General features: G+C 48.3%; 3 protein-coding genes. All 3 read left to right on the plus strand.

The genetic code is table 11. From position 1 onward, the window contains the following. Positions 1 to 57: 57 nt before the first annotated feature. The 3 genes from T3H97_RS11955 to T3H97_RS11965 all read left to right on the plus strand — a co-directional run bounded on the left by T3H97_RS11955 (position 58) and on the right by T3H97_RS11965 (position 16,582). Positions 58 to 2,085: a S9 family peptidase gene (locus T3H97_RS11955; RefSeq protein WP_328802645.1), complete on the plus strand. Its 2,028-nt coding sequence runs from the start codon at positions 58 to 60 to the stop codon at positions 2,083 to 2,085. A 618-nt stretch (positions 2,086 to 2,703) separates the two neighbouring features. Next, positions 2,704 to 3,927 (plus strand): ACP S-malonyltransferase, encoded by a 1,224-nt coding sequence (gene fabD / locus T3H97_RS11960; protein WP_328802646.1) that lies wholly within the window; start codon positions 2,704 to 2,706, stop codon positions 3,925 to 3,927. Beyond that, a complete protein-coding gene (locus T3H97_RS11965; protein WP_328802647.1) occupies positions 3,902 to 16,582 on the plus strand; it encodes a non-ribosomal peptide synthetase in 12,681 nt (4,226 codons plus the stop codon). The genes fabD and T3H97_RS11965 overlap by 26 nt, the downstream gene beginning before the upstream one ends. The last annotated feature ends 2 nt before the right edge of the window (positions 16,583 to 16,584 follow it).

Consider the following 16,584-nt stretch of genomic DNA (forward strand, 5'->3'; position numbering starts at 1 on the left):
AATCGGATTAATTAAAATCTGAGATGTAGAAATCTGACGATATAAGGAGGGATTTTTTTGAGCGACTCGCAATCTAGCACGACCAAGCGCTGTATAACCGCTGAGGATTTATATCACCTTCATTGGGTTAGCGATCCAGCTATTCATCCTGTCAGCGGTGAAATCGCTTACGTAGAGCAGCATATTAATAAAGATCGGACCGATTATAACTCAGGAATTTGGCTATTATCGTCCGAAGGCGCTAGCGCATTACCCTTTACATACGGACCGAAAGATGAAACGCCTGTCTGGTCACCAGACGGAACACAACTAGCTTTTCTCCGTACAACAGACGGCAAGCGCCAGGTATGGATTATTCCAGAACGCGGGGGGGAGGCACGACAGCTTACACACGTAGAGAACAACGTTCGTTCATTAGCCTGGTCTCCTGATGGGACCTGCATATCGTTTGTAGCTAAAACGGCCGAGAACCCGTCAAGCCCTACATCCGATGGAGGAACTCAGGAGGCACAACTTAAGGGACGAGTCGTTAATCGAACGAAAGCTAAATCCGACGGATATGGACTGTGGGATGATACTCGTGATCACTTGTATGTAACTGATGTGACTTCGGGGAACACAGTTCAACTGACTTCCGGCGCTTATGATGTGGCGGAGCCTGTGTGGTCACCGGATGGTCAACGTATTTTATTCGTCGCCAGAATAGCAGAGCATTCGAAAGAGGATGCGGATTTACGTAAGCAAAATGATTTGTTTACGATAGTTCCTGTGATTTCAAATGGTGATGCAGCAGCACCGCTTAAGCTGACCCATTCTGAACTGCACATCGAGAGTGCTGCTTATTCTCCCGACGGTTCAACGATTGCCTTTTACGGTCATGATCGACATGCCAAAGACGCTACTCAGACCCGACTGTACACGGTTCCTTCCAGTGGGGGGACGGCAGTATGCGTTAGTGAGACGCTGGACGCTCACCTCGGTAATGCGGGTATGAGCGACATGCGCTCACATCTTCATGTAGGACCACCACGCTTCAGTGCGGACGGTCAATCTCTGTATACGCTGGTTACCCATGAAGGAAATGTGCACGTATATCAGTTTGCGCTTGATGGAACTTTTAAAATTTTAACCCAAGGAGAACGGGAAATTTACCAATTCGAGCTTACTTCGGATGAGCAGCATATCATTGCCGCTTCCACCGATGTAGCTTTACCAGGTGATTTGTTCCGGATTGCGATTCATTCAGGAACTGAGGAACGGCTGACACGAGTGAATGATTCTCTGCTTGATGAGATTGCGATCAGTGTGCCTGAGAGCTTCTGGACTAAGGTTGAGGATGGACGACGGGTACAGGGGTGGGTGATGAAACCTGCTGGTTTTAAGGAGGGGGTATCCTATCCTGCCATATTGGAAATTCACGGTGGTCCTCATGCCATGTATTCCAATTCTTTTTTTCATGAATTTCAGTTGCTGGCCGCTCAGGGATACACAGTCATCTACACGAATCCGGGAGGAAGCCGAGGGTACGGACAGTCTTTTACCAATGTCGTCCTTGGAGATTATGGCGGGCGCGATTACACCGATCTGCTGAGCGCAGTGGACGAGGCTATACGTCAATTTCCATTCATTGATCCGGAAAGGCTGGGTGTAACAGGAGGCAGCTATGGTGGCTTTATGACAAACTGGATTGTCGGCCATACCGATCGTTTCCGCGCAGCTGTGACCCAGCGCTCCATATCTAACTGGCTGTCCATGTATGGAGTGAGTGACATAGGATACTCGTTTACTGAAGAGGAAGTGGGCGGGAATCCGTGGGACGATTGCGAGCTCTTGTGGAGACAATCTCCGCTGGCTTACGTGCAGCAAATCAACACACCGCTGCTCATATTGCACGGGGAACAGGATCTGCGATGCCCTATAGAGCAGGGAGAACAGCTGTTTACAGCATTACGTCGTTTGGGGAAACCTACGCAATTTGTCCGTTTTCCAGCTTCAAGTCACGAGCTTTCACGAAAAGGGCACCCGCAGCTTCGCGTGGAACGACTGCAACGTATTACCAATTGGTTTGTCAAGCACCAGATATAACACATTATGCGTTTCTTGCACTTACGACACAGAAATTTTTACAAGAATCATTAAAAATTTACAAACAATGCCTGATTTTTAAACAAAAAAGGGTATTGTTTGTGTGTATAATATTTTTATACATTAACATTATAACGTCATACTTTAATTTATTTTGTGTTTATAATAACATAAAAAGTCACATATACATTTTTTTCTTATTAAAGGAATTTAAAAATATTGACATTTTTATAGTCCATATTTATTATGTAAATAAAATATTTCACATTTAATACTTACTTATGGAAAAACATCCTGTATGACCTCAGCAATTTCTCACCACATTCATCTATGATGCTGAATTTTAGGTTCCAAGCCTGAAACTCCAGTATACCTCAAGGTTTTTACACTTCCAAGTCTACTCACACACCTGACTTTTGATCTCAATCACACCACGAATGGCAACTCTATAACCAACTCACTTTTACACATCGATCACTGTTTTTTGACAATCGGTTTTGTTGCTTTTTGCTACATCTATCTCTACAGCTGTTGTCTTCATACATATGTACATTAACACCTGAATCGTAAAAACATTATTGTTTTGCCACATCTTTGTGGGGAGGAAAGGGGTTTGGTATGAATCGCATGGCTTTGGTTTTTCCGGGACAAGGGTCTCAGTATGTAGGAATGGGAGCGGCATGGCATAACGGCTTTACAGAAGCGGATCGTTTGTTCGAAGAGGCTGCTGATATTTTGGGATATGATCTGAAAGCTTTATGCATGGCAGGTCCGATTACCCAGCTATCCAGAACATTCTATACTCAGCCCGCACTTCTTACGATCAACGTCATTGCATTCCGGCGTTATATGCACGAAATCGGGATTATCCCTGAATTTTCAGCAGGTCATAGCCTGGGTGAATATTCAGCTCTGGTAAGTAGTGGTGTTCTATCCTTTAGCGACGCTTTACGACTGGTTCAAAAGCGGGGACGCTTCATGGAAGAAGCCGCAGTGGCCGGACTGGGCAGCTTGATTGCCGTTCGCGGAGCTGAGTTGAGCGCCGTAGAAGAATTCTGTCGTCTGCATTCCACAGTCGATCAGCCTGCTGTCATTGCCTGTTACAATTCACCTAACCAGTACGTCGTTTCAGGTCATCACACTTCTGTTGCTGTGGTAGCTGGCGAGTTAGAACAGCGGGGAGCCCAAATTACCCGCTTGCAGGTCAGCGGTCCTTTTCATAGTCCGCTTATGCAGCATGCTGCGGATAGACTGACCGAAGAGCTGCAAAAATACACTTTAAATGAAGCGCTGTGGCCCGTGATCTCCAATGTGACCGCTCTGCCATACCCCGATGTTGACAGCATCCGTCAAGGATTGATTTTGCAAATGACTCACCCGGTTCGCTGGATTCAAACCATGCAGTATATGGCGAATCGTGGAGTGAAACAAGGCATCGAGTTAGGTCCACGAACGGTGCTGAAAAATTTGGCGAAGGAAATAAACACTACCATTGAATTTCTGTCCGTAGATAGAGACTTGGATCGCGTTGAACTGGAACGCCGCTTCTCAATCCGTGATTGGGTTGCTCGTTCCCTTTCACTGGCGGTATCTACCCCCAATGCCAATTGGAATGAAGATGATTATCGAAAGGGTGTTATTTTACCTGTTCGAAGACTGGAAGAATTACTTCGAAGCTCTGAATCAGGGAGCAGTTCACCTCCTGCTTTTGAGCAAAGACAGGAGATTTTGGAGTGTATTCGCCTGATGTTGCAAACCAAACAGGTCTCCGAAGGAGAGCAGAAAGTAATGCTAGAGCAATTGAGGAGGGATCAGGATGGAACAGTTTCAAACTTTAATTGAAATCATTCAAGACCGTGCAAGCCGGGATGAGAACGGAATCACCTTTATTTCTGGTGATAAACAAGAGGAATACGTATCCTACTGTAAACTTCTGGAGCAAGCATCACAGGTACTTTATGAATTACAGGAAAAAGGGATACAACCTGGCGATGAGCTGATCATGCAGATCGACGACAATCATACCTTTGTGAATGTATTTTGGGGTTGCCTACTCGGTGGAATCGTTCCTGTTCCTGTAAGCATAGGGAATAATGATGAGCATAAAATGAAATTGTTTAAAATCTGGAATACACTTTCCCGCCCTTATATGATTGCAGATGACAAGGTATTGGAACAGTTAGAAAAATACTCGCACCAGCACGAACTGCTGGATTCCTTTGAGCCCGTTAAAAAAGCGACTTTTTCAAGCCATATATTCGATTATTCCAATCAGAGTAAAGGTGTTGCCCATATACCCAAACCGGAGGATTTAGCTTTTATCCAATTTTCCTCAGGTTCTACAGGTGATCCTAAAGGAGTCATGCTGACGCATGAAAATTTGGTTTACAATATTCGGGATATCGCAAATCAAACGGGCATGAGCTCCAAGGATGCTTATTTGGGCTGGATGCCGCTTACGCATGACCTGGGATTGATCGCATTTCATTTAACCTGTGTGATCGCTAATGCCAAGCAGTTGATTATGCCAACGGCACTTTTTATCAGACGCCCGTCTTTATGGCTAAAAAAAGTATCGGAGCATAAGGTGACTCAAATATGCTCTCCCAATTTTGGATATAAATTTTTTCTCGATCAGTATAAACCCGAAACAGCAGCTAACTGGGATTTGTCAAGTGTCCGTATGATCTTAAATGGAGCTGAGCCAGTATCTGTGGAGCTTTGTCATGTGTTTATGGATGCAATGAGTGTTCACGGTTTGAATAAAAATGCGATGTTGCCTGTCTACGGATTGGCAGAGGCGAGCGTGGGCGTTTCCTCTCCACCTCTGGACAAAAGTACCTTTATCCCCATTCATTTGAATCGGCAGCAGTTACACGTAGGTGAACCTATAGAAGAAGTGGACAAGTCCGACAGGCGGTGTCTTACTTTTGTGGATTTGGGGTATCCGCTGGCTAGTACCTCTGTCCGCATTTGCGATGAACAAAATCAGGTGCTCGAAGATGGGGTGATTGGACACACACAGATCCGCGGCAAAAATGTGACATCCGGATACTATAACAATCCAGAGGCTACCGCGAAGGTCAAAACAGAGGATGGCTGGCTTATCACCGGCGATTTAGGGTTTATGCGGAACGGCCGCCTGACTATTACCGGTAGAGCCAAGGATATCATTTTCGTGAACGGACAGAATGTCTACCCGCATGACATCGAGAGGATTGCCGAAGAACTGGATGGCGTGGATCTCGGGAAAGTAGCTGTGTGCGGTGTACATGATGCGCAGACCAGGCAGGATCGTATTGTTGCCTTTGTGATGCACACGAAAAAGATAGAGCATTTTGTACCGCTTGTCCAAAAGCTGAAAAGCCATCTGAATTACCGGGGAGGCTGGCATATTCAGGATATAGTTCCGATACGGCGTATTCCTAAAACAACCAGTGGAAAGGTTCAGCGCTTCAAATTAGCCCAGAGTTATGAGCAGGGCGAATTTAATGAGATATTGACAGCACTGGCTGAGGCCACTCAAACCGTGCAAGCAGCTGAGCGTGCAGTCTTGCCTCAAGGAGAGATAGAACAGAAGCTGATTGGAATCTGCCAGGATATTTTAAATGTAAAATCGATCGGGACGGACGATAGCTACTTTGATATCGGAGTGACTTCCTTGCAGCTCGTTCAAATTGTGGACGTGTTGGAGGATCAATTAGGGATTCATATTGAGGTGACGGACTTCTTTTCCTATCCGACCATCGCCAAGCTTGCTGCATATATCTCCAGTCAGGGCATGAGCAGCGATCCGGCTGCAACAGCACAGTCCGAGGCCAAGGAGGAAGCAAATGTCCGGGATATCGCCATCATCGGCATGTCAGGCAAGTTTCCTCAAGCGGTAACATTGGAGCAGTTTTGGGCGAATGTGGCATCAGGGGCTGACAATATCGGCCCGTACAGCGATGAAAGAAGAAAAGATGCCGAAGATTTCATTTCCCGTCTGAATACGGAAGGACGGAATATGCAAATTGCAGAAGGCGGCTATCTGGATGAAGTAGACAAGTTCGATTACTCCTTCTTTAAGCTGACTCCACGGGAAGCCTCACTCATGGACCCGAATCAACGGTTATTTCTACAAACAGCCTGGAGCACGATTGAGGATGCGGGGTATGGGGGTAAGCAACTGGCAGGCCAAAAGGTCGGCGTGTATGTTGGCTTCTCCAAAACCAGCTTCGAATACGAGCGTTTGTTGTCCGAGGTGGAACCGAGCGCGCTGCCGAACTTTGCCATTGGTAATTTATCATCCATTATTTCCAGCAGGATTGCCTATTTGCTCGATCTAAAAGGTCCGGCGCTAACCATTGATACAGCATGCTCTTCATCACTCGTGGCAGTGCATTTGGCCTGCAAATCCATCCTTAGCGGAGACTGCGACATGGCCTTGGCAGGTGGAGTGAAGACCATTTTGCTGCCGCTGAAAGCGGGCATTGGCATGGAATCCTCCGATGATCGAGCACGCGCCTTCGACGACCAGTCGGACGGAACAGGCTGGGGTGAGGGAGTTGGAGCCGTTTTACTGAAGCCGCTGCGCAAAGCGGAACAAGACGGTGACAACATTTTAGCCGTGATCAAGGGAAGTGCTATCAATCAGGACGGCAGCACGATTGGTATTTCCGCGCCGAATGCGCTGGCTCAGGCAGAAGTGATTTCGCAGGCGTGGCGCGATGCACGGATTGATCCTGAAACGATAAGTTATATCGAAGCACATGGCACCGGAACCAAGCTGGGCGATCCGGTTGAGATTGACGGCATTACCAAGGCTTTCCGCAAGCATACACAGCGTAAGCAGTTTGTGGCGATCAGCACGGTCAAAACGAATATCGGTCATTTATACGAAGCCGCCGGAATTGCGGGCTTGATCAAATCCGTATTGTCCATGAAGCACCAACAGATTGCACCGCTCGTTCATTTTCGCACACCAAACCAGAAGATCCATTTTGAGGAATCCCCGGTATATGCCAATACGAAGCTGCGGGAATGGAAGACGAACGGTTTCCCGAGAAGAAGCGGGCTGAGTTCCTTTGGATTCAGCGGGACAAACTGCCATGTGGTGCTAGAGGAATATATAGCGAAGACGGAATTAGATCAAACCTCAACGGACAGCAACAATAGATCATCACCACTGCTGCTGACCCTGTCAGCGCGGAGTGAATCCGCTTTGCACGAACTGGTCGGGCGGTACGCAGAACGGTTCGGACGTGCGGAAGAACTCGTGATGCAGGATGTATGCTATACGGCTAACACAGGCAGAAGCCACCTGAATCACCGGATTGCTGTAGCTGCCGTAGGGGCGGATGCGTTGAAAGCGAAGGTGCTTCAGTTGCACGAACAAGGCAGAGTCGTCGAAGGCGTATACACCGGGAAAGCGGATAGCACAGGTGGCGCAGAGATGGTCACTGGAAGCTTGGACACGTTGCAATCACTGGAGCAACTGGCTGCCAAGTATGTGCAAGGAGCGCAGATCGATTGGAATGCCCTCTATGCAGGTAAGCACTATAAAAAGGTTTCTCTGCCTACGTATCCATTCGAACGGAAAAGATGCTGGATTAACGTACCCGAACAGGTTCGAACGGAACGGAATGTACCAGTTCATGAAAACTCAACAGTAAAGGAGTCTGGAATTATGGGGAACGAGTATTCAGCGCCAGCATCTGCTACCGATCAGCACAAATCATCTATTCTTCAAAAGTTAGCGAAAATGATCGGTAACGTGTCCCAACTCAGCCCGGAGGAACTGGAGCCACAAACACATTTTCTGGAGCTTGGGCTGGATTCCATTAATTTGTCCCAGGTTCGCCACAGTATCAAGGATACCTTCGGACTGGAAGTTCCAATGAACGAATTTTTCGAATCGTTGACCACGCTGGAGCTGTTGGCCAGCTACGTAGCAGAGCGGGTGAGCATTTTCACTTCCGCTGAAACCCCGGTCCAATCTGTGGAAAATCGTCCAGAAACAACTCTGAATCAGGTTGATCATGCAGCTTTCCCGTTAACCCAACCGTCTCAAGAATCCCCTGTTCCGGCTGCCACATCCGTTTATGCCATAGATACGGCTGGGCAAACACGGGCTCAAAGCTTTCCAATCGCTACAGCTCCTGCGGCTGTAGAGCGAATTTTGGAGCAACAGCTACATCTGATGTCACAGCAGCTCGATGTTCTCCGGCATCAGCCATCTGCATCCGTAATAGCTTCAGAGCCATTTAACCCGGAAACGGGCGTTTTGCTATCAGCAAGTAGTGAAAGTGCGCAGATCATCCGTACCGAATCCAAGCAGAAAGTAGCGGCTGCATTAGCACCAGCACCATCCGTAAAGGCTGTTTCCAAGCAGATAGGCAATGAAGCCAAGCCGTATACGCCTTATAAAAAGCTGGATGTTAAAGCACGTGAATTGCTTTCGCTCCGTCAGGAACAACACCTGCAAGAGCTGATTGAGCGCTACACGGCCCGTACGCGTAGCACCAAACAGTACACCCAGCAGTATCGCTCCGTATACGCCAATAACCGTAATGTGGCTGGTTTCCGGCCTGTTTTGAAGGAAATGGTGTATCAAATTGTATCCCAACGTGCAGATGGGTCTAAAATCTGGGATCTGGATGGCAATGAATATGTCGATTTGACGATGGGCTTTGGTGTAAATCTGTTCGGACACAATCCAGCCTTTATTCGTGAAAAAATTGAGGAAGAGTTGAAGAACGGCATGTGTATCGGCCCCATGTCCAACATGGCTGGGCAAGTCGCCGAGCGAATATGCAAGATGACCGGTGTGGAACGAATTGCCCTGTATAATTCCGGTACGGAGGCCGTCATGGTCGCGCTCCGTTTGGCACGTGCTGCCACAGGACGAGCTAAAATCGTCATTTTTGCTGGCTCGTATCACGGTACATTCGACGGGGTGCTGGCACTGGGGAGCGCGGGTGATGACAAGGAGCATTCGACACCTCTAGCTCCAGGTATCTTGCAGCATATGGTGGACGATGTCGTCGTGCTTCATTATGGGGCGGACGATTCTCTGGATTATATCCGCACCCATGCGCATGAACTGGCCGCGGTTATAGTGGAGCCGGTGCAAAGCCGCCGACCAGATTTTCAGCCTAAAGCCTTTTTGCAGGAAATTCGCCAGATAACAGAGCAGTCGGGTACTGCCTTCATTTTTGATGAAGTCATCACAGGCTTCCGGATTCAGCCCGGAGGAGCCCAAGCGTGGTTTGGGGTACAAGCCGACCTCGTGACCTACGGTAAAATCATTGGCGGCGGGCTGCCCATCGGCATCGTAGCCGGAAAAGCCGCCTTTATGAACGGGATCGACGGAGGCACGTGGAGCTTCGGGGACGATTCCTATCCGCAGCATGAGCAGCAGCGAACCTTTGTGGCAGGAACCTTCTGCCATCATCCGATGGCAATGGCTGCATCCTTAGCGGTGCTGGATCATTTGGAGAAGCATGGCGAGCAACTGCAAAATCGCTTGAACAGCCGCACCTCGGCGTTAGCAGCGGAGCTGAACAGCTATTTCACTGACGAACGCGTACCTATGAAGGTCGTTCACTTTGGCTCCCTATTCCGCTTCGTGCTCAAAGGCGATCTGGAATTGTTCTTCTATCACATGCTGGACAAAGGCATCTATATCTGGGAGGGACGAAACTGCTTCTTGTCCACGGCTCATACCGAGGAAGATATTGCGCGAATCGTACAAGCGGTCAAGGATAGCGTGAACGAGCTGCGTAAAGGGGGATTTTTACCGGACCCGCCCCCGAATGGAAACGGCCCGGGCCCGGGAAAGCAACCTGTACCTGTAACCGTACCTCCAGAGGCTGAAGCAGCAGAAACTATTATTGCGTTAACTCCAGAGCAAAAGCAGCTTTGGTTCGCTTCTGTTTCAGATCGAAGTGACTCTCAATCTTTACACGAAACCGCCTTGTTGCGGTTTCGTGGTCCACTTCAGCAGCAGGCGTTCAACCGAGCTGTCCAGACCATTGTAAACCGTCATGAAGCCTTACATATCTTTATGAGCGGCGATAGGGAAACTCAGGTGTTCGCTCCTGTGATGAAAGCGAAAATCCCGCTTCATGATTTTACCAGTTATCGCCCAGATGAACAGGAACAACATATCCGGGCATGGATGATCAAGGACAGTGAAACCCCATTTGCCATGACGCCAGGCGAGCCATTATTCCGAATTCATCTGCTGAAAATATCGGATGAAGAGCATCTGGGTGTTTTTACGTTTCATCATTTTATCGCGGATGGCTGGTCAATCAGTGTATTCATTCAGGAATTGGAACACATCTATTCTGCGCTTGTCCGACACGCTGACTACAACCTTCCCGATCCAGTTCCCTTTCGGAATTACGTTGTTTGGCAGCAGGATCAATTGAAAGCAGGGAAAAAAGAGGCCCTTGCTTTTTGGTCGGCAGTGCTAGAAAAGCAGCAGCCTGTCCTCCATCTGCCATCTCCGGTGAGGGGAATACATATTCCGTCTTCCAGAGGAAGCAGACATACCATAATGCTCGAAACGAAGCTCGTTAAACAATTGAGATCTGCCAGCATAAAGCTAGGCAGCAGTCTTTTTATAACGCTGCTGTCCGCCTTTCAGATTTTTCTACATCGCCTGACAGGGCAGCAGGAAGTAACGGTGGGGGTTCCCACCGCAGGACAATCCCATATGGACGCCTTCTCTCTGATCGGCAACTGTGTCAACTTGCTTCCGATGATCAGCGAAGTGCGTCCTGATGCTACTTTTACGGAGCATGTCCAAACGGTCAAAAAGCGCATGAATGAACTGGACAGATTTCAAAAGTACAGCTTTGCCGGACTCGCTGAGCTGGGGCTGAGGCATTTGCCTGTCATTAACGCTGTATTCAATATGGATCGACCGATTCCGCGTTTTCAATTCCATGGAATGGAAGCAGAACTCGTTGAGAATGAGGTGTCATTCAGCAAATACGAGTTGTTTTTGAACGTGACAGAGGCGCAGAAACAATTACGTCTTGATTTCGACTACAATTTGGATCTTTTTCAGCCAAACATTATCGAAGCCTGGTCAGGATATTTCCTGAATCTGCTGCATTCTATTGTAGAGGAAGAAGGGGCTCGCGTTTCTACGCTGACTTTACTCCGTGCGCCGGAGAACGAACAACTTCGAGCTGCATGGGCAGCAAATACCGATGCCAACGGAAACTATCTTTGCGTCCTCGATGTCTACAAGCATTTGGCACCTGTTGGGACAGCAGGGGAGGTGTATCAAGCCTCAGTAGCAGGTCTGTTGGGAACGACCCGGGAATGGGCTTACGTGGAAAACGATGGCAAGCTGCGGCATATTGGCAATTTGAATTGGACTATCCACATTCGCGGACATCAGGTTAATCTGGAGCAGTTGGAGAAACATCTACTGCAAACTTTCCAATTGGAGTCCTGCGTCATTACACCGCAAACGGACGAAGCTGGAAAAGTCTCATATATAACCGCCTATGTGGTCGCAAACGCATCGAAGCCATGGGAAGAAGACGCACTGAAAAAGGGTGTAATCGAAATTCTTCCAGATTATACGCAGCCTCGTTTTTGGATTCCTATGGATCATATTCCTCTTCTGCCGGATGGTCAGCCTGATCTACAGGCTTTGCCAGAGCCGAGACAAGCAAGTGTATTCACTAAAACAGACACCGCTTCTGAGAACCACGGCGTAGAAGATCAACTCGTGAACATTTGGAAGGACGTTCTGAATGTAACGGATATCAGCTATGACGATAACTTTTTTCAACTGGGCGGTGATTCACTAAAAGCGACGGTCATTCTGTCGAGAGTCAATAAGGAACTGGGTGTACACATTCCACTTAGCCACATTTTTGAGCTTCAAACGATTGCAGAGCTGGCTACATATATTGCGGGTGGAACAAAGAAGACCTACGAACCGATTGTATCTGTGAAATCGCAAGCCTTCTATCCGGTATCTTCTTCTCAAAAGAGAATGTACGTGCTTGATCAGTTGGGAGGTGGAAAGGCCTATCATGTACCAGGTCAGCTTTTCATAGAGGGAGATCTGGAGGTTCCCCGCTTCATTGAAGCCGTTAGGGAAGTTATTTTGCGTCATGAATCCTTTCGGACGTATTTCGATCTGGAAGACGGAGAAGTGGTACAAAAAGTTCGGGACACGATTCCATTCGACATCCCGTGTACCCGCATTTCCAAGGAAGAAGCAAAACAGGCTCGGACCTTGTTTGTTCAGCCTTTTCACCTAGGAACAGCTCCTTTATTCCGCGCCGAACTGTACGAATTTATCGAAGGTGGCTTCATACTGTTAGTGGATATGCATCACATCGTGTCCGATGGTTTCTCCATGGCCGTGCTGCTAGATGAAATCATTCAACGGTATCAGGGCAGACAGCTTGCGAACATTCAGCTTCATTACAAAGACTTTGTTGCTTGGCAGAAGCAGCAGATCACTGACGACGCATTGCAAGCGCATGAATCATATTGGCTCCAGACCTTGAATGGCGAGCTTCCTATACTGAATATACCTACGGACTTTTCACGTCCACAAACACAAAGCTTTGAAGGTGACAGCTTGACCGTCACCTTGGAATCCAAACTTACTAACACACTCTACAAATTGGCCCAAGATACCGAATCTACGATCTTTATGGTACTTTTGGCGGCTTATAATGTCCTGCTGGGCAAATATTCTGGTCAAGAGGACATTATCGTGGGTACACCTGTTGCCGGAAGACGGCATGTGGATACGCAAACGATGATTGGCATGTTCGTCAATACGCTGGTTCTTCGCAATCAGCCGCGATCTTTTTTTACGTTCCAATCCTTTTTGCAGAAGGTTAAGCAAAACTCGCTGCTGGCACTGGAGCATCAGGAATACCCGTTTGATGAGCTTGTAGACAAACTGGAACTGGTACGCGACGTAAGTCGAAACCCGGTGTTCGATACGATGTTCAGTTTGCAAAATGTCGGCACAGATGTTTTGGAAACAGGAGGCATTCGTTTTAAACCGGAAGAATTCAACGCGGGTATATCCAAGGTGGATCTTTCATTGCATGTGACCGAGGAAAAAGAACGTTTGTCCTTCACTTTGGAGTATGGCACAAAGCTGTTTAAACCGGAGACCATCCGACGGCTGGCAGAGCATTTTGTGCGAATTTTGGAAACGGTGACGCAGGATGTCCGGGTACGGTTGGCCGATATTACGATCGTATCTGATGAAGAGAAGCAATTGCTGCTAACCGGTTTTAATGATACCGTCGTACCTTTCCCGTACCATGAGACAGTCCACGGGCAGTTTGAAAAGCAGGTCGTACAGACGCCGGATCATATAGCATTGGTGTTCGGAAATCTGCGGCTGACCTACCGGGAGTTGAACGAACGCGCTAACTCACTGGCACGGGTACTTCAAGCGCATGGTGTAGGACCCGATAAGCTAGTTGGTCTGATGGTGCAGCGTTCGGCGGAAATGATTATCGGTCTGCTGGCCGTGCTAAAAGCGGGTGGCGCTTATGTGCCTATCGACCCTGAATATCCGTCAGCCCGTATTGAATATATGCTGAGTGACAGTGAGGCTGCCGTACTCCTGACCAGTCGCGATCTGGTAGGAGAACACCATTACAGCGCCAACACCCTGTTTATTGAAGATGAGGAAGTATATCAAAGGGAAAGGACCAATCTGGAAGCCACTGCTCAGCCGGAGCATCTGGCTTACGTCATCTATACTTCTGGCTCAACCGGAAATCCGAAAGGAGTTATGCTCCAGCATCGCTCGGTGCTGAATTTTATTACAGGAATGCGTGAAGTGATCGACTTTGCAGCGAACAAAACGATTTTATCGCTAACCACTATTTCGTTCGATATTTTCGTTTTGGAAGCGATTCTGCCGCTGCTGGGCGGAATGACCGTCGTGCTAGGCGACCGCTATCATCAGGTCGATCCTCAGGCACTTGGCGAACTGATTACTGCACATCATATTGACATGCTGCAAATGACGCCATCCCGGCTGCACATGCTGCTGAGTCATGAGGAAGGCTCCCGTGCGCTGCAAGGTGTACAGGAAATTATGGTTGGGGGAGAAGCGCTTCCACCCAGGCTGCTGGAGGCATTGCAGAAATTGAACGGCCCCCGTATTTATAACATGTACGGACCTACGGAAACGACGGTTTGGTCGGCAGTGCAGGAACTTACCCATGCCAATCAGATTGACATTGGACGCCCCATTGCGAATACGCACATTTATATCATGGATGCGCAGAACAGATTACAGCCAATCGGTATACCGGGCGAGCTATGCATTGCAGGGGAAGGGCTGGCCCGTGGCTATTGGAACCGCGAGGATTTGACGGCAGAAAAATTTGTGGATAATCCATTTTCAATAGGGACACGAATGTACAGAACGGGTGACCTCGCTCGCTGGAAAGCAGATGGAAATCTGGAGTTTATCGGCCGAATCGACCATCAGGTGAAAGTACGTGGATTCCGGATCGAACTGGGTGAGGTTGAAAATGCTTTGATGAGCCATTCTGCAATTCAAGAGGCTGTCGTCACTGTATATCAAAACAAAGAGCAAGAATCCGTCTTGTGTGCCTACATTGTATTGCATACAGAAGAAACACCAAGCTTAACGGTCATTCATGAACATGCCGCCAAGTTGCTCCCGTATTATTCGGTTCCGTCTTACTTCGTGTTTCTGGATCGGATACCGTTGACACCGAACGGAAAAACCGACCGAAAAGCATTGCCGGAGCCTGAAAAGCTATTCCGACCGGATGTGGCCTATGTAGCGCCGCGAAATGATGTGGAAGAAGCTTTGGCCGCCGTATGGCAAGATGTTTTGGGACGCGATCAGGTGGGCATTCAGGATAACTTTTTTCTGCTCGGAGGCGACTCGATTAAAGCAGTTCAAGTCATCGCACGCATGCGTCTCCACGGGTATTTACTGGATATCCGACACGTACTGGAGCATCCGTCCATTGAAATCCTGAGCGGCTATGCAGAAACACTGTCCCGTCCGATAGAGCAAGGTCCGATAGATGGAGAAGTACCACTGACACCGATACAACGACATCTACTCGATGGGTTTGAACGGCATCCAGCATCCGAGGCACTTCCTGCCGCAATGTCGGTACTGCTGTTGGCAAAGTCGGGCTTTGATGAGCAGCCATTGCGAGCCGCATTGAAGAAAATCGTAGAGCACCACGATGCTCTGCGCCTTGGCTTATTACAACAGGCTGACGAGTCGGTTACGCAAGCTCACAAAGGACTGCATGAGGAGCTAATCACGCTGGAGGTACTGTCGCTTACGGGAACGGAAAGCGAAGCACGCAGCCAGATGGAAGCTGAATGTCAACGGATTCAAAGCAGCCTGCGGCTGTTTGAAGGACCACGAGTTCGGGCAGGGCTTTTCCGTCTGGATAGCGGAGATCATCTTTTCCTTGCTGTAGACCCACTAGTGGCTGACGCCATTTCATGGAATATTTTGCTCGAAGATCTGGCAACAGGCTACGGACAAGCTCTGGATGGGGAAACGATTGTTTTACCGGACAAAACAAACGCTTACCAAACGTGGGCAGAGCATCTTGAGCATTATGCGAATAGTAAAGAGCTGCTCAAGGAGCAGGACTATTGGAACAAGATAGAGTTGTCAGAGTGGAGAACGCTTCCCAAAGACCATGAAGTCATTATGGATTCTGGATCGGAGAGACAAACACATCAGCTCCACCTGCAATTATCAACTGACGAAACCCAGCATCTGATGACACAGGTCAATCATGCCTATAATACCGTGCCGGAGGAAGTACTGCTGTCCGTACTGGGGCAAACAGTGTCCGAATGGTCAGGACAAGAACGGATTGCACTCTACGTGGAGAACCCTGGCCGAGAGCAGGCTGAAACAAATTCGCTGGATATCTCCAGAACGGTAGGGCAGTTTACGTCCGTGTATCCAGTTGTACTGGACATCAAATCTGCGGATGATATAGCGCTGTTGCTCAAGCGTGTGAAGGAAACGGTTCGGCAGGTTCCAAATCACGGATTGGGCTACGGTGCATTGAGATATCTGACCGAAGCCAGCAATCCAACGGATTCTAAACGTTTTCGTCATCCGGAAATTGGTTTCCGTTATATAGACTCCCCACACCCGGAATCGGTTTATTTTTCTATATCGCCGCTGCAAGCTGAAATTGGACCAGGTACCAAGGATGTGATTAATGGTTCATCTTATGCTCTTTATATGGATAGCCGGTTGGAGGACGGAAAATTAAGTATCCGTATATCCTATGACAGGAATGCATATGAAAAGCGCACGGTCAAACAACTTTTCTCCCGCTTCGAAACACACCTGTTGAATACCATTCGTCATTGCCTTGATCAGTCCGGTCAGGAACTGACACCAACAGACGTAGGGGCAGATGATCTGGATTTGGAAGAGTTCGAAGAGATGAAGCATTTTTATGAAAGCCTATAAAT

It is taken from the genome of Paenibacillus sp. LX16, from assembly GCF_036252815.1.
In the GTDB taxonomy this organism is placed as follows: Bacteria; Bacillota; Bacilli; order Paenibacillales; family Paenibacillaceae; genus Paenibacillus; species Paenibacillus polymyxa_B.

What these genes read in the sequence shown, in the direction of transcription:
- fabD (WP_328802646.1), top strand. Translation starts at nt 2,704, where the DNA reads ATGAATCGCATGGCTTTGGTTTTTCCGGGACAAGGGTCTCAGTATGTA.
- T3H97_RS11965 (WP_328802647.1), top strand. Translation starts at nt 3,902, where the DNA reads ATGGAACAGTTTCAAACTTTAATTGAAATCATTCAAGACCGTGCAAGC.